The sequence below is a fragment of the Pseudomonas sp. P9_35 genome (assembly GCF_034008205.1).
GTDB classification, from domain to species: Bacteria; Pseudomonadota; Gammaproteobacteria; order Pseudomonadales; family Pseudomonadaceae; genus Aquipseudomonas; species Aquipseudomonas kilonensis.
Window position 1 is genome coordinate 3254512 of the sequence record NZ_CP125373.1, and the last position, 16214, is coordinate 3270725.

At 61.8% G+C, this 16214-nt stretch carries 13 protein-coding genes; 3 read left to right on the forward strand and 10 right to left on the reverse strand.

Translation table 11 applies throughout. The annotated features are described in order from the left end of the window. Nucleotides 1-15: 15 nt before the first annotated feature. On the forward strand, nt 16-2436 hold the full coding sequence (locus QMK47_RS14210) for an efflux RND transporter permease subunit (protein ID WP_258691115.1): 2421 nt from the start codon (nt 16-18) through the stop codon (nt 2434-2436). Between the two features lie 438 nt (nt 2437-2874). Here QMK47_RS14210 and QMK47_RS14215 read toward each other — a convergent pair whose 3' ends face one another. The 4 genes from QMK47_RS14215 to QMK47_RS14230 are packed head-to-tail and all read right to left on the reverse strand — an operon-like array spanning nt 2875 to nt 6002. Continuing rightward, complete coding sequence (locus QMK47_RS14215) at nt 2875-4242, reverse strand: 4Fe-4S binding protein (protein WP_320390451.1); 1368 nt, start codon at nt 4240-4242, stop codon at nt 2875-2877. Beyond that, complete coding sequence (locus tag QMK47_RS14220) at nt 4230-5084, reverse strand: FTR1 family iron permease (RefSeq protein WP_253474493.1); 855 nt, start codon at nt 5082-5084, stop codon at nt 4230-4232. The genes QMK47_RS14215 and QMK47_RS14220 overlap by 13 nt, the downstream gene beginning before the upstream one ends. 22 nt (nt 5085-5106) lie before the next feature. Beyond that, a complete protein-coding gene (locus QMK47_RS14225; protein ID WP_253474496.1) occupies nt 5107-5469 on the reverse strand; it encodes a cupredoxin domain-containing protein in 363 nt (120 codons plus the stop codon). A 2-nt stretch (nt 5470-5471) separates the two neighbouring features. Beyond that, nucleotides 5472-6002: an iron transporter gene (locus QMK47_RS14230; RefSeq protein WP_063321427.1), complete on the reverse strand. Its 531-nt coding sequence runs from the start codon at nt 6000-6002 to the stop codon at nt 5472-5474. A 204-nt stretch (nt 6003-6206) separates the two neighbouring features. On the opposite strand from QMK47_RS14230, the gene QMK47_RS14235 reads away from it, so the two are divergent. After that, on the forward strand, nt 6207-6434 hold the full coding sequence (locus tag QMK47_RS14235) for a DUF3079 domain-containing protein (RefSeq protein ID WP_053179517.1): 228 nt from the start codon (nt 6207-6209) through the stop codon (nt 6432-6434). Between the two features lie 140 nt (nt 6435-6574). On the opposite strand, the gene QMK47_RS14240 is transcribed toward QMK47_RS14235, so the two are convergent. The 3 genes from QMK47_RS14240 to QMK47_RS14250 all read right to left on the reverse strand — a co-directional run bounded on the left by QMK47_RS14240 (nt 6575) and on the right by QMK47_RS14250 (nt 12377). Beyond that, a complete protein-coding gene (locus QMK47_RS14240; protein ID WP_320390452.1) occupies nt 6575-8314 on the reverse strand; it encodes a dipeptidase in 1740 nt (579 codons plus the stop codon). Nucleotides 8315-8689: 375 nt separating this feature from the next. Continuing rightward, a complete protein-coding gene (locus QMK47_RS14245; RefSeq protein ID WP_253474501.1) occupies nt 8690-10690 on the reverse strand; it encodes a peptidase U32 family protein in 2001 nt (666 codons plus the stop codon). A 118-nt stretch (nt 10691-10808) separates the two neighbouring features. After that, a complete protein-coding gene (locus QMK47_RS14250; RefSeq protein ID WP_320390453.1) occupies nt 10809-12377 on the reverse strand; it encodes a sensor domain-containing diguanylate cyclase in 1569 nt (522 codons plus the stop codon). 127 nt (nt 12378-12504) lie between these two features. On the opposite strand from QMK47_RS14250, the gene QMK47_RS14255 reads away from it, so the two are divergent. Beyond that, complete coding sequence (locus QMK47_RS14255; protein WP_253474506.1) at nt 12505-12963, forward strand: metallophosphoesterase family protein; 459 nt, start codon at nt 12505-12507, stop codon at nt 12961-12963. 9 nt (nt 12964-12972) lie between these two features. On the opposite strand, the gene QMK47_RS14260 is transcribed toward QMK47_RS14255, so the two are convergent. The 3 genes from QMK47_RS14260 to QMK47_RS14270 all read right to left on the reverse strand — a co-directional run bounded on the left by QMK47_RS14260 (nt 12973) and on the right by QMK47_RS14270 (nt 16200). Continuing rightward, on the reverse strand, nt 12973-13875 hold the full coding sequence (locus QMK47_RS14260; protein WP_253474509.1) for a sugar phosphate isomerase/epimerase family protein: 903 nt from the start codon (nt 13873-13875) through the stop codon (nt 12973-12975). 216 nt (nt 13876-14091) lie between these two features. Beyond that, entirely contained in the window at nt 14092-15261 is a 1170-nt protein-coding gene (locus QMK47_RS14265) for a Gfo/Idh/MocA family oxidoreductase (RefSeq protein ID WP_320390454.1), read from the reverse strand. A gap of 18 nt (nt 15262-15279) precedes the next feature. Continuing rightward, a complete protein-coding gene (locus QMK47_RS14270; protein WP_258691123.1) occupies nt 15280-16200 on the reverse strand; it encodes a sugar phosphate isomerase/epimerase in 921 nt (306 codons plus the stop codon). Between the last annotated feature and the right edge of the window lie 14 nt (nt 16201-16214).

Sequence of the window (16214 nt, forward strand, 5' to 3'; positions counted from 1 at the left end):
CAACAGGAGTCAAACTTGAAAGACGACAGAACCCAAACCGTGATCGGCCGCCAGGAAGACTTCGACCGGGCGTCAGGCAACTTTGCTGAGCGGGCGATCTTCAACCATCGACCGCTGGTGATCCTGCTGTGTCTGTTGGTGACGTTGGTGCTCGGTTGGCAAGCCACGCGCATCGGCATCAATGCCAGCTACGAGAAGACCATCCCCACCGGGCATCCCTATGTCGCCAATTTCCTGGAGAATCGCAAGGAACTGAGCGGCCTGGGCAACTCGCTGCGCATCGCCGTGGAGGTCAAGCAGGGGAGTATTTTCACCAAGGACTACCTCGACACCCTGGCCAGGCTCAACGATGAGCTCTATCTGCTGCCGGGCGTCGACCGCCCCTACATGAAATCGTTATGGACCCCGACCACGCGCTGGACCGCCGTGACCGAAGACGGGCTCGACGGCGGCACGGTGATCCCCGACGACTACGATGGCTCGGCCACCAGCCTCGAGCAGGTGCGGACCAACGTGGCCCGCTCCGGGGAAGTCGGGCAATTGGTCGCCGGCAACTTCAAGTCCAGCGTGATCTTCGTGCCGTTGCTGGAAATCAATCCGCAGACGGGCAAGGCGCTGGACTATGGCGAGTTCTCCCGGCAACTGGAGGCGCTGCGAGACAAGTACCAGAGCGATGACCTGCGGATTCATGTCACCGGCTTTACCAAGATCGTCGGCGACCTGATCGAGGGCATGACCCAGGTATTGCTGTTTTTCGTGGTGGCGGTGCTGGTGACTGTATTGGTGCTGTTTGGCTACACCCGTTGCGCGCGAAGCACCTTGGTGGTGGTGATCTGTTCACTGGCGGCGGTGCTTTGGCAACTGGGGCTGCTAGCGCTGCTCGGTTATGAACTGGACCCTTACTCGGCCTTGGTGCCGTTCCTGGTGTTCGCCATTGGCATGAGCCATGGCGCGCAGAAGATGAACGGCATCATGCAGGACATCGGCCGTGGCACCCACCGGGTGGTCGCCGCGCGCTATACCTTCCGCCGCCTGTTCGCCGCCGGTATCACCGCTTTGCTCTGTGATGCGGTGGGCTTCGCGGTGTTGCTGCTGATCAACATTCGGGTGATCCAGGACCTGGCAATCACCGCCAGCCTCGGGGTGGCGGTGCTGATTTTCACCAACCTGATCCTGCTGCCGATCCTGCTCAGCTATATCGGCGTCAGCCCTGCGGCGGCGCAACGCAGCCTGAGTGCGGAAACCACCGAGCAACAGGCGCAGATCAAGCATCCCCTGTGGCGTGTGCTCGATTTGTTCACCCAACGGCGCTGGGCCACGGGCGCCATGTTGACTGGCTTGCTGTTGGCCGCGTTTGGTTTTGCCGTGAGCCTGCACCTGAAAATCGGCGACCTGGACCCCGGCGCTCCAGAGTTGCGTGCCGACTCGCGGTACAACCGCGATGCGTTGTTCATGACCCAGAACTATGCGGCCAGCTCGGATATTTTCGTGGTCATGATCAAGACCCCCGAGGATCAATGCACCCGTTACGCCAGCCTGTCCGCGGTAGACGCGCTGGCCTGGCAACTGGAGCAATTGCCCGGCGTGGAATCGACCACCTCGATGGCCGCGCTGAGCAAGATCGCCACGGCCGGGTATAACGAAGGCAACTTCAAATGGTATGAACTGATCCCCAATGACGGCGCACTGGGTGCCGTGCAAACCCGTGCCCCGCGAGAACTGTTCAATCAGGGCTGCTCGATGTTGTCGCTGTACGTTTACCTGGCCGATCACAAGGCTGACACCTTGAACCGGGTGGTGGAGGCCAGTGAGCAGTTTATTGCCGGGCACCAGATGCCAGAGGTCAAGTTCATGCTCGCGGCCGGCAGTGCGGGGATCGAAGCGGCGACCAATATCGTGGTGAAGAAGTCCATGCGCGAGATGCTGTTCTGGGTCTATGGCGCAGTCAGTCTGCTGTGCCTGGTGACCTTCCGCAGCTGGCGCGCGACCCTGTGCGCGATGCTGCCGCTGATGCTCACCTCGATCCTGTGCGAGGCGCTGATGGTGGGGCTGGGCATGGGGGTGAAAGTCGCGACACTGCCGGTCATCGCACTGGGTGTGGGCATCGGGGTCGATTATGCGCTCTATGTGTTGAGCGTGATCCTGGCGCGAATGCGGGCAGGTGATACCTTGGCCCAGGCGTATTACCAGGCACTTTTGTTCACCGGCAAAGTGGTGTTGTTGACGGGTATGACTTTGGCTGTGGCGGTGTCGACCTGGGCCTTTTCGCCGATCAAGTTTCAGGCTGATATGGGGATTTTGCTGGCCTTCATGTTTTTGGTGAACATGCTGGGGGCCTTGATCTTGCTGCCGGCGTTGGCTTGGTTGCTGTTGCCGCAGAGGGTGTTTTTAAAAAAGCCTGAGTTGAGTCGGCAGGGGCGGTGGGTTCGGGGCTGAGGGCTTTTGGGGTGAATATCCGTTATTTAGGTAACGGCTACTTATGGTTCCGCTCTTACAGCGGGTCACTTTTGGAAAAGCGCCAAAAGTAACCAAAAGCGCTTTGCCCCACCACTCGGTGCCTCGCCTAGGCTCGGCATGCCTGAACGAAGGCATTGCTCCGTGGGCCGCCGCGAAGGGCCATCCATGGCCCAGCGCGGCTAACCCGGCATCCATGCCGGGTTGCCCACTGCGCAATACCTTCGTTCAGCCAGCGTGGTTAACGGGGCGTCCCAGATCAAGATCAAGATCAAGATCAAGATCAAAAGCGAGGCGGCCTGGCGGGTTTCTCCTGTGGGAGCGAGCTTGCTCGCGATGGCGGTGTGTCAGTTTTTGGTGATGTTGAATGTGCCGGCCTCATCGCGAGCAAGCTCGCTCCCACAGGGTGTTGTGAACACATCACCATCCCCAGAACTGCAGCCACCAGCCATAACCCACCAGGCTACTGGCCAAGACCAGGCATGCCATGGCTGGCAATCGTTGGGTCGATGGAGCCTGCGTCTGCTGCAGGCGTTTGTAGCCCAGCCATAAACTCCAGGCTATCGCCGCTATCAGCAATACGGCCCGAGCCGGTTGTACCCATTCCAGCAGCAGTCCTTCATAGCGCAGCAGTTTGACCGTGGTGGCCGACAAGCCGAGGAACAACCCTGCACCGCCAAGGGGTGTCAGGGTGATGGCTAAGGGCGGATATTGTGTGCTGTCACCCGAGAGGCGTGCCGCCAGGCGCATCAGCAGCATCAGCGAAGTGCCTATCACCAGTGCACTCATGGCCAGGTACGCGACGATGCAAAAACCATCGAGCCAACTGAAACTGTCATTGAGTTGCGGATAGTGCGTCAACAGCCACCAGGGCGCGTTGTCCTGGAGTGCCCAGAGCCAATCATGACTGACCAGCCATTGGGCCAGGCTTTGCTTGAGGTCGATGAACCATGGGCTGACAGTCCACTGGAAGGCGCCCATGGCCAGGCCGATGACACCGAACAACAGCAAGCGAACATCCCAGGGCGAGAGGGTGTCAGCCGTTGAGTGCAGGATTTCCTCGCTGCTGGAGCGGGCAATCAGTCGTACCGCATCGCGCTGGCCGCTGCAGCGACCACAGGCGTGGCAATCGGCGGCGCCGCGCATGCGGCGGATGTCCAGCAAGGGCGCGCAGTTGGGAGGAGGGCGACGCGGTGCCGGGTTTTCCAGCCAGCGTTGTTCGTTCACCTGAAAGTGCACCGGCGCCAAGCGAGCGAGCAGGGAAAAGACGCCACTGACCGGGCACAGGTAACGGCACCACACCCGCTTGCCCCGGGCGAACAACAGGCCGACGATCACCGCGGCGACGGTCGAGCCGCCCAGGATCAGCAACGCCGCCTGGGCGTAGTCGTAGACGCTGATCAGTTGACCGTAGAGGGTGGTCAGGCAGAACGCCAAGGTCGGCCAGCCAGCCCAGCGCAATCCGCGCGGCACCCCGAAGCCCTTGCCGTACTGGCTGGCCCATTCGCTCAAGGCGCCTTCCGGGCACAGCACGCCACACCAGAGCCGCCCGAACAACACGATCGACAGCAACACGAACGGCCACCACAGGCCCCAGAACAGAAACTGCGCCAGCAGCGTGAGATTGTCGAACAGGCGTGCCTGGGCGCTGGGCAATGGCAGCAGGGCCGGCACCACCAGTAGCACCGCGTAGAACAGCACCACCGCCCATTGCACGGCACGAATGGTTGCACCGTGGCGCCGCATACCGTCGCCCAGGCGTTGGAGCCAGGGGTTCAGGTCGGGCATGGCAGGTTTTCCGTCTTGCGCGGCCGCAGCCAGCCCGCAACGACGCCCCAATAACCCAGCCACACCAGCAGCGTCATCGCACTCGGGCTGGCCCGATAGCCGGTGAAGTCCGCCAGGAACCCGCCCAAACCATGACCGTCGTCGAGTATCGTGCTGCTGTCCCACAGCGCGTCGCCAATGCCGCGATACACCGCCTCGGGCCAATCCATCGCGAGCAGTTGCCCGCCGACCCGCTCGATACCGCTGACCAGCAACGCTGCCCCCAACAGCAGCAGGATCGCTTCGCTGATGGCAAAGAAACGCGGCCATGAGATGAACCGGCGACTGCTGTGCAGCAAGGAGACGGTCAGCAGCGACAGCACCAGCCCGGCCAGCGCGCCCACAGCGAACAAGCCCAGTTGCGGCCCTTGCAGGCGCGCACCGGCACCATACAGGAACACCACGGTTTCACTGCCTTCGCGGCTGACCGCCAGCAGCGCCAGCACCAACAGCCCCAGGCCGCCCTGGCGGCTCAGGCGCTGGTCGGCGTGGCGTGTCAGGTCATGTTTGAGCGTCCTCGCGTTTCGATGCATCCAGCCGACCATCTGCACGATCAGCAGGCTGGCGACCAGCGCCAGCGACGCCTGGAACCATTCATTGGCCGTCCCGCTCATGGCCTCGCCGGCCAGCAGGATCAGGCCGGCCAGCACACCGGAAAGCAACAGGCCCAGCGCCGCACCGGTCCATACATAGCGCAGCAGTTGGCTGGCCTGTTGTTGCCGGCTGACCCAGGCCTGGAGAATCCCGATCACCAACAACGCCTCGACGCTTTCGCGCCAGACAATAAACATCGATTGAGTCATGCAAACGCCTCCTGCTGACCGATTACTGGGCGAGAATCCCGCCCTCGGGCAGTTGCGGATTGAATTCGTCGAAAAACGGATAGCGCCCGGGGCGCAACGGGTGGATGACCACGAAGGTCGTGACGCCGGGCGAGAGCACTTTCTCGACGCGCAAAGGCGTGCTTTCGAACTCCGCCGGGCCCTGGCCGATGTTTTTCAGCACGATCTTGAACCGTTGCCCGGCCGGCACTTCCAGTTGCGAGGGCGTGAAATGCCCGTCGCGTATGCTCAGTTCGTAAGTCGGCAATTCGGCTTGGGCGATCGAGGGCAGCAGCAAACCGGCCAGCGTCAACCAGGCCAGGTGTCGATGAGGCGCGACGTGCCGTGGGCAGGATGAGCGGCGCATGCTCAGTACCCGCCTTTTTTACCGATCCCGGCGTAGACGAATTCGTAATGCAGTTCGCAGCGTTCGAACCATGGCGCCACGCCGGTTTCCTTGTCGGTATGACGGCCGAGCGAGCCATGGCCGCCAGGCGGCAGGAGGGTGAACGTCAGTTGATATTTGCCAGGGCCGAGCAGCTTGACGTTGTCGCCATAGTGCGGCCCGTCGTTGGCGACCATGGCGTGGAAGTCACCCTTGAGCTCGGTGTCGTTGCCTTGTTTCTTCAGTTGGAACGACACATTGAGGTAGGGCACGAAACTGCCTTCCTGGAAGCCCTGCTTATTGTCCGCCGTGGCGCGGATATCGGCTTCCAGATGCACGTCGGAATCGGCCGTGGCTCGCATCATCCCGGCCGGGGCCATTTCAATCGGCTGCAAATACACCGCACCGACCTCCAGTCCTGGGCACAGTTGCGGTTCGCCGATGGGGTATTCCTTGGCCTGGGCCAGCGGTGCGAGAAACAGCAGGGCCAGAGGCAGAGTTGCAAGTGTGCGCATGATGACTTCCTGGTTGGCTAAATAATGGCGCCGAGTCTAGGAAGCTTTGCTGCGAATAGTAATGATTCTTGTCAATTTTTAGCGCGAATTTTCCCACAACGAATGCCGACTCGTTCCTGCACGGTTGTTCTTGATCGGGATCAAGGGGCACGGCGCCCCGACGCGGTAAGGTGCGGGCACACCCATCAGTTATACGGGGTCGTCATGGCAAAGCCCTTTCCCATCAGTCCCAAACATCCCGAGCGTATTTGCTGGGGGTGTGATCGTTACTGTCCGACCAGTGCGCTGGCCTGCGGCAACGGTGCCGATCGAACGATGCACCCGGCCGAGATGATCGGAGAGGATTGGTACCTGCACGGGGATTGGGGGTTGGAGCTGGTCGATATTACCGCCAAGGTCATCGATCCAAGCGCCACTCACCCGAAGGTGTAGGAGCTGTCGAGTGCAACGAGGCTGCGATCTTCCCAAAGACACTTGAATCTCAAGCGAAAGATCAAAAGATCGCAGGCTTCGCCAGCTCCTACAGAACCGAGCGGGAGCAAGCTCCCTCGCCACAATGGATCACACGCGCCTTAGAGCTTCGGCAACTGCCCGATCCGCCCCATCATCTCGGTCACGATCTGCAAGTCCAACAGGAACTGCTCGACCGTCTTGAACTCGTTGTCGTTGTGACCGGTGTACTTGACGTCGGGCATGGCCAGGCCGAACTGCACGCCATTGGGCAAGTCATGAACCGAAGTGGCGCCGGCAGAGGTGCCGTACTTGTGTTCCATGCCCAGGTTTTCACTTGCCACGGCCAACAGTGCCTTGACCCATTCGCCCTCAGGGTTGCGGTACATCGGCTCGTCAATGGAATAGTCGAAGGCCACCGCAACGTGGGACTTCTTGCTCCAGGCGGCCAGTTTGTCGGCGATTTCAGTCTTGAGGACTTCTGTGCTCTTGCCCACTGGCACCCGCAGGTTGACCGCCAACTTGAAGGTTTTCTCATCCATGCCGACGTAGGTCAGGGACGCGGTCAGCGGGCCCATGAACGCATCGGAAAAACCAATTCCCAGTTTGCTGCCCAGATAGTCCAGGCCCCAGTTGTCGGCGGCATAGCGGGCGGCGTCGGTGATGTGGTTGCGTTTGAGCGCGACCTTGCCGTCCAGGCTGTTAATGAAGTCCAGCATCCTTGCCACCGGGTTGACGCCTGACTCGGGTTCGGAGGAGTGGGCGGACACGCCAGTGAAGGTCAGTTGGACGTCCTTACCGACGACCTGGCTGGCCACCTCGAAGTTACCGCCATTGCGCTTGGCATAGTCGTTGCCGGCCTTGAGCAGGCTGGTGGCCAGTTCGGCGGGCTTGTCGCTGGCGAAGGTGGCAACGGACGTCGACGGAATCTGATTGGTCGCCAGGCCGCCCGTCAGCGCGGTCATTTCTGCCCCCTTGCCCTGTGCAGCGCGCCGGGTGAAGTTCGCCATGACGGTGCCATAGCCTTTCTCGGCAATCACTACGGGGTAGCCGCCATCCAGCGCCAGGTTGTAGTTGGGCGTCGGGTTGCGTTCGAAATAATAGGGGATGGCGTCGCCAGTGGTTTCCTCGGTGGTGTCGACCAGCAGCTTGAAGTTGCGCGCCAGCGGCAGTTTCTCTTCCTTGATGATTTTCATGGCATAGAGCGCGACCACGATGCCGTTCTTGTCGTCCTCGGTACCGCGGCCATACATGCGGTCGCCCACCAGGGTGACCTTGAACGGGTCGAGGCGGGTGCCATCTTTCAATACCCAGTTTTCCGGGGTTACCGGCACCACGTCGGCATGGGCGTGAATGCCGACGACTTCGTCGCCGTTGCCTTCGAGGGAAATCTCATAGACGCGGTTGTCGACATTGCGGAAGTTGAGGTTGAACGCCTCGGCCAGGCTTTTGATCTTGTCGGCTATCTTGAGGAATTCCGGGTTCTCGTGCTGGGCGACGCCGTCCTTGCGAAAAGTCGGGATGGCGACCAGTTCCTTCAGCGTCTGGGTGGCCGCCTGGCCGTATTTCACTCGGGCATAGAGGCCCAGCAGGCGATGGATTTCATTCTGCTGTTCAGCTGAAAGGGTTTTGTTGCCTTGGAACGCGCTGATGGCCGGGCCGAGGTTGGCGGTTTTGCCCAGGTCGCTCTTGGCCACGTCGGCCAGGAACTGCCTGAAATCGGTGACTGAGGTGTTGGAGAAGGTTTTGACGATGGCTGCGCCCTGTTGGGCGGTGATGTTGGCGAATGCTGGTGTGGTGATCGAAGCGAGACTGGACAACAGCAGGGTGGTTACGGCCAGGTGTTTGAGCGAGAAGTCCATTGCTGGGCATTCCTTTGCAGGCGGTAGGAGGAAAGTGTCTGATTTGAGGCACAAACGCTTGCAACCTAACACCGCGAGGAAGTGGCGGGGGAGTCCTGTAGGAAAATCTGTCGCACAGCGAAGCAAAAACGGCGCAGAAATGAAAAATGGCGCAGGGCCATCAACCACCTGATATTCAACATCAATGCAAGCAGGCCCACCGCTATCGCGAGCAAGCTCGCTCCCACAGGGGATCAGTGGCGGGCCCAAGTGCCGTGAACACCCGCAACCCACTGTGGGAGCGAGCTTGCTCGCGAAGGCGGCGATACATTCAACATCAATGCAGGCAGGCCTACCGCTATCGCGAGCAAGCTCGCTCCCTCAGGTGCGCATTGCTCAATGCGGCGCGCGGGGGATCGTCTTGAGCAGGTCTTCAGGGCTGATGTGGCCGACCACGGGCTGCGCTGTGCTGCCGGGCAACGGCAGGTCCAGGATGTGCCCCTTGATCTTGCCGACCACATGCATTTCGCAGGGTTTGCAGTCGAACTTCAGTGTCAGCACTTCATCACCGTGGATCAGCTGCATCGGTGCCACTTTGGTGCGCACGCCGGTGACGCCCTTGGCCTGCTTGGGGCAGAGGTTGAACGAGAAGCGCAGGCAGTGCTTGGTGATCATCACCGGCACTTCACCCGTTTCCTCGTGGGCCTCGAACGCCGCGTCGATCAGCTTGACGCCGTGACGATGATAGAAGTCCCGGGCCTTCTGGTTGTAGACGTTGGCCAGGAACGACAGGTGCGATTCCGGGTACACCGGCGGCGGGTTGGTCTCGGCCTTGCGGCCACCGCGTGGGTGGGCTTCGATGCGGGCGGCGGTCAGGGCCTCGATGGCTTCGCGGCGCAAGGCCTTGAGCTGCGAGTTGGGGATGAAGAACGCCTGGGGCGCATCCAGCTCGATCGCGGTGGCGTGGTATTCGGTGGTGCCCAGTTGGCCGAGCAGATCGTGCAACTGCTCCAGGGCCTGTTCCGGCTTGTTGGCCACGCCGAACGGCCCATCCAGGGCGACGCTGGCGCTGATGCCTTCCTCGCTGGTGGCGGTCAGTTCCAGGCGCTCTTCACGCAGGCGTGCAACCCAGGCCAGGCCGACGCGGCGTTCGGAGGAGGTCTTGAGCAACGCTTGCTGCCAGTTGTGGTCCAGGTTGCGGCTCAACGGGTGGTTGGGGCGCAACTGGTACATGCCGGCCGGCATTTCGTTGGGTTCGACACGGTAGCGATAACGCTTCTGGCCGTCCTCTTCGAACTCACCCTTGGGCTCGGCGATGTTGGCGCGGAAACCGACGACTTCGCGCTTGACCAGCACATTGAGGCCGTCGCCGTTGGACAGCGGATCGAAGGTCACCACTTGCAGGTCGCGCTTGCCGACTTTTTCCACCACGCCCACCGGCACGCCGGTAAAGGTCGGCGAATCGAAGGCGCCAATGTCGATCTTGCGGTCGCTGACGAAATAGTCGGTGCTGCCACGGTGGAAGGTCTTGTCCGGGTCGGGGACGAAGAAGTGTGCGGTGCGGCCGCTGGACGCGCGGGCCAGGTCCGGGCGGTCTTCGAGGACATCGTCCAGGCGCTGGCGGTAATAGGCGGTGATGTTCTTCACATAACCCATGTCCTTGTAGCGGCCTTCGATCTTGAATGAACGCACGCCGGCTTCGACCAGGGCGCGGATGTTGGCGCTCTGGTTGTTGTCTTTCATCGACAGCAGGTGTTTTTCGTAGGCGACCACCCGGCCCTGGTCGTCCTTGAGGGTGTAGGGCAGGCGACAGGCCTGGGAACAGTCGCCACGGTTGGCGCTGCGGCCATTCTGGGCGTGGGAGATGTTGCACTGGCCGGAAAACGCCACGCACAGCGCGCCGTGGATGAAGAACTCGATGGCCGCGTCGGTCTCATCGGCGATGGCGCGGATTTCCTGCAGGTTCAGCTCACGGGCCAAGACCAGTTGCGAGAAACCGGCCTGGTCGAGGAACTTTGCTCGGGCCAGGGTACGGATGTCGGTCTGGGTGCTGGCGTGCAGCTCGATGGGTGGAATATCCAGCTCCATCACCCCCAGGTCCTGGACGATCAGCGCATCGACGCCGGCATCGTACAACTGGTGGATCAGTTGGCGGGCTGGCTCCAGCTCGTTGTCGTGCAGGATGGTGTTGATGGTCGTGAACACACGCGCGTGGTAGCGATGGGCGAACTCCACCAGCCGGGCAATATCACCCACTTCGTTGCAGGCGTTGTGACGCGCGCCGAAACTCGGGCCACCGATGTACACGGCGTCGGCGCCATGCAGGATGGCCTCGCGGGCGATGGTTACGTCGCGGGCGGGGCTGAGCAATTCCAGATGATGTTTGGGCAAGGACATTTGTTTTTAGTCAGGCTGGTCACGGTCGAAGCGAGCATTGTAGCCGCCAGGCGCCTTGCAGGCACCTGTGGACTTGGGTTTGCCCGACCTTGACCGATGCGCGGCGGTCCCACGGGGTTCACCCAGGTGTCGAGTCGGCGCTGCACCAACGGTTGCGCCCGGTGTTCTTGGCCAGGTACAAGAAGGCATCGGCGGCCCTGATCAGCATGGCCGGGGCTATGTCCTCTCCGCTCGGCTGGCAGGTGGTGACACCTGCGCTGATGGTCACGATGCCCAAGGGATGGTCGCCATGTTCAATGTTCAAGGCCCTGACGGCTTCGAGGATTTGCTGCGTGACCTTGGCGGCACCAGCGCTGTCGGTGTTGGGCAGCAACACGGTGAACTCTTCACCGCCATACCGGACCGCCAGGTCACCAGGCCGCTTGATCGTTTGCCCAATGGTACCGGCAATCGTGCGCAGGCAATCGTCCCCGGCAGCATGGCCGTATCTGTCGTTGAAGCGCTTGAAGTAATCGACATCGAGCATGATCAACGCCAGGGAAGAACCCTGGCGCTTGGCCAGGCGTATCTCGTCGGCCAGGGCGATGTCCAGCCGCCTGCGGTTGCCCAGCCCGGTCAGGCTGTCGGTCAGCGCCATGTCGCGCATGGCCTGGTGCGCAGTGCGAATCTGTTTCTCCATGGTCATCCGGTAGCGCAACTGGCTCAGCACGATGAGCCCGAAGCCTACGAGGATCACGATCAAGAAAATCAGCACGAAGCTGGTCTTGAACAGGTCGCGGCGCCAGGGGGCGATGATGGACTCGCGCGACAACCCGGCTTCCACCACCAATGGATAGGTGGTCAAGGCCCGATAGCCATACAGGCGCTCGGTATCGTCGACCACGGCCCTGGCTTCCGCGATGCCCTCGTTCGACGTGGGCAGGTAGTTCTTGAAGATCACGCTGTTGATCAGGCTCTTGCCGATCACAGATTCGACGAAGGGGCGCCGTACCAGAATGGTCCCGCTGCGTGTGGCCAGGACCAGCGCCCCCTTGTCGTCGATCTTGAAGTCGCCGTAGTAGTCGACGAAATAGCTGACCTTGACCGTTCCGAGCAACACACCGGCGAACGAGCCGTCGGGATTGTTCAAGCGACGGGACACCGGAATGATCAGGTCGTTGGTGGACCGGCTCTTGATCACTTCGCCGATGCGCACGCCCCGGTCCTCGTGGGTACGGTGATATTGGAAGTAGTCGCGGTCGGCGTTGTTTGCCGTTTCCGGGATGACTTCCTTGTCCGTCACCAGCCATTGGCCGTCCGGGCCATAGATAAACAACCCGTGCAGTTGCGGCATGATGGCGGCCTGTTGCACCAATAGCCTATGGATGCGCGCAACGTCCATGTTCTGCAGGCCATCGCCCTCCACCCGTTCACTGAGGGCGGCGGTGACCACATCCACTTGTCGGATGGTATCTTCGGCGTGCTGGGCCGTCGCCCGTGCCAGGTTCGTCACCGAATCCTGGGCGGACGAAAAGGCCGCGCGATAATCCCGCCAGGTGCGCCAGCCTTCGACGGCCAGAAACGCGATGATGACCGCCACCATGAAACTCACGGTCAGGCGCAATGCCGCTCCAGCCCGTGCGCTCTGGGGAGAGAAGTGCTCATCAGTGTTTTCGATCTTTGGCTCTGGCCGTTTGCGTCCGAGCATCAATATTTCCTTTTACGACGGGTCTGCGCATTATTGATGCGCAGCCTATCTTATTCGATTTCAGCACGTTAGCTCGCTACGACGAGGCAGGTACAGCCGGCGACACACGATTGGGGAGAAAGATTTCATGAAAGTTGGCGTCATTTCCGACACCCACGGTCTGCTCCGCCCGCAAGCGCTGACAGCATTGCAAGGGTGTGAGCGGATCATCCATGCCGGTGACATCGGCAGCCCCGGGATTCTGGATCAATTGGCGTCGATTGCGCCATTGTACGTGGTGCGCGGCAATAACGACCTGGGGGCCGATTGGGCTGGGCCGCTCGCTGACCGCCTGCAATTCGACCTGTGTGGATGGCAGGTCTTGCTGGTTCATGACATCGCCGATGTACAGGACTCGCTCGACCCGGGCGTGAAGTGGGTGATCAGCGGCCATTCCCACAAGCCGGGCATCGAATGGCGTGGCGACCGGCTGTACCTGAACCCTGGCAGCGCCGGCCGGCGGCGGTTCACGCTGCCGGTGACGCTGGCGTTGGTCGAGGTGAGTGCTGGCGCGATCGAGCCGCGGCTGGTCCGGTTGCTGGAGTGATGGAGACGCTTACTTGAAGTATTTGTCGACGTAGGACTGGATTTCCTTGCGCATGAAGCGCCCGGATTCATCCGCCCGTTCTTCCCAGCCGAACACGCAAGCGGTGACGATGCCGTCGAAGCCGGTCTTGGCCAGTTCACTGAAGAACAGGTCCCAGTCGATCTCGCCCTGGTGCATGTCCATGTGCTGGTGGACGGTGACCTTGGCGCCGGGCGGGTTGACGATGTAGCGCAGGCCGGACGAGGCCTTGTGGTTGTAGGTGTCGGCGATGTGGACATGGGCGATCATCGACCCGGCCTCGGCGATCATGGCTTTCATGTCATCGCCGAAATAGAAGGTGTGCGGCGTGCAATAGAGGAACTTGACGTTGTCCGAGCCGAGGGTCTTGAGCATGTCGAGGGCCGGATTCAGGGTTTCGCACCAGTCTTCGGGGTGAGGTTCGACGTTCAGCGTGACCCCCTCGCTTTCCAGGATCGGCACCAGTTCCTCCATCGAACGCCACCAGGCCGCTTCGCTCGACTCATGGCTATGCACGCCACCGCAGCAGCTGACTTTATGCCCGCGATCAGGCGACGGCCCACGGCCAAACTCCGAGTTCATCGTCGTGCAACCCATTTCCACGGCGATCTGGATGGCCTCCTTCCAGTAGTTCACCGCTGCCCGGCGTTCGTCTTCGTGGGGGCTGGCCCAGCGATACATCGGCAGTAGCGAGGCCAGTTGCAGATCGTGGTCGCACAGGGCTTTCTTGAACTCGGCGATGCGTTCCTTGTGGGCGCGAGGGCGGACCCACCAGGGCAGGAAATCTTCCCGTGGCGACAGTTCGAGGTATTCGAAACCGAGCTCGGCGGTCTTGCGGCACAGGTCCGGCAGGCTCAGGTGGCGATGCATGTAGGGGTCGAGGGCGATTTTCATTGTTGTTCTCCGTTAAGCAACGCTTATTACCGTGGCCAGAGATTGCTCCCGCTGGACTGCGTGTAGGAGCTGTCGAGTGAAACGAGGCTGCGATCCTTCCCCAGACACTTGAGTCTCAAGCGAAAGATCAAAAGATCGCAGGCTTCGCCAGCTCCTACAGGTCCAGCGGGAGCAAGCTCCCTCGCCACAGGGTTATTTTGACTGACTGGCGTCGGGTCAATAGGCGACCCAACTTGAATCCTGGTTGGCTGATTCCACACAGCGTTCGACCCAGCGCACGCCTTCCACGCCGGCGTCGATGTCGGGGTAGCGCAGGGCGGCCAGCGCCTCGCTGTCGCCACGGTTCGCCGCATCCATGGCCAGGGCGAAGCGGCGATAGAGATTGGACCAGGCTTCGAACAGCCCTTCGGGATGGCCGCCACCGATGCGGTCGTCCTCCAGCGCGTCGGCGTGCAGGTAGCCCATGCCGCGTTCCAGGGTCTGCGCGGGTTGGCCCTGGATTTCGAAGCTCAGCTGGTTGGGCCGCTCGTCCCACCATTCAAGGCTGGCCCGGGAGCCGATCACGCGAATCTTCTGCCCGTGCATGGCGCCGGCATTCACAGCGCTGGACCAGACCATGCCCATGGCGCCGCCTTCGTATTCCATCAAGGTGTAGGCGTTGTCTTCCAGCGGGGCGCGGCTGGCGACGAAGCTCTGTCGGCTGCACATCAAGCGTTTGATCTGGAGATCGGGCAGCATCACCTTGGACAAATACAACGGGTGCGTGCCGACATCCCCCAGCACGTAGCTGGGCCCGGCCTGGCGCGGGTCGACGCGCCATTGCGTGGCCTGGTTCCGGGCCTCCACCGGCGCACTGTGAAAACCATGGGCAAACTGCATGTGCACCATGCGGATCTCGCCCAGTGCCTGCTCCGCGATCATCGCCCGGGCCTGTTCGATCAACTGGTGCCCGGCGTAGCCGTAGGTCAAGCCAACGATGCGTCCCTTGGCGTGCGCCAGGCTGCGCAGGGCCTCGGCCTGTTCGAGGGTAAAGCACAGCGGCTTTTCGCAGACCACATGCAGCCCGGCTTCCAGGGCGGCCCGGGTGATGGCGTAGTGGGTGCCGTTGGGCGTGGCGATTGACACCGCTTCAATCCCGTCGGGACGTTGTGCTTCCAGCTCGAACAGGCTGAGGTAGTCCGAATAGCAGCGCTGGGGCTCGATACCCAGTTGCTCACCAAAGGCTTGGCCGCGTGCAGGGTCGATATCCAGCGCCGCGGCAACCAGTTCGAAGTTCCGGTCGCGCAGGGCGGCCGAGCGGTGGATGTAGCCGATCTGGCTGTGCTCGCCGCCACCGACCATGGCCCAACGGATGGGCCGCGTGATTGTTTTGCTGCCGTTGATCATGACGTTGTCCTTGTGTGATCAGAAACCGATGCGGGCCAGGTAGGTGCGGCTGGCGGCCACGTCGTCGAGGCTACTCCCGGCGTTGCGCGGGTCACGCTCCTGTTCGACGGTGATGCAGCCCACATAACCCAGTTCATGCACCAGGCTGTGCAGCGCCGGGTAATCGATGACGCCGCGCCCGATGGGGCACATCACGCCCCGGGCGCAGGCGGCGAAGAAGCGGATGCGTTCGTTCAGCACCTGGTCGAACACCACCGGGTCGATGTCCTTGAAGTGCAGGTAGTCCAGGCGATGGGCGTAGGTGCGCAGCGACGCGACCGGGTCCATGCCCGCGTAATAGAGATGCCCGGTGTCCAGGCACAGCCCGGCGACTTCATCGGGAATGTCGTCCACCAGGCGCGCCAACTCGTCGGCGAACTCGATGTAGCCACCGGCGTGGGGATGGATGACGGCGCGAATGCCGTATTGATGCCAGGCAATGTCAGCGATGGCGCGGATGTGCGCCATCATCGTGTTCCAGCGAGCATCGTCCAGGCGCGGGGCGCGGTCCGAGTGACCGGCTGCGTAGTCGCGCGCCTCGTGGCCCCAGTCGATGATCACCAGATAAGGCCCGGCATGGCGCTGGCCGGATTGCTGCGCCATGGGCGGCAGTTGTTTGAGCAGGGCGCAGATGTCGTGAGTCTGGCGCAGCAATTCAGGCAGGTTGGCGGGGTTGACCAAGTCGTCGAAAATCGTCCCGGCGACGATCTGGAGATCGTGTTCAGACAAGGCCTGAACAAGGGTTCCGTCCAGCGGCAGGTAACCATAAGGCCCCAGCTCGATGCCGCGATAGCCAGCCTTGGCCGCTTCGCCAAGCACCCGGCGCCACGGTGGCAGGAACGGGTTCTTGACGTCGTCGACGCCCCAACAGCAGGGCGCTGTGCAGATGTGGATCGCCATGGAGGTACTCCGGC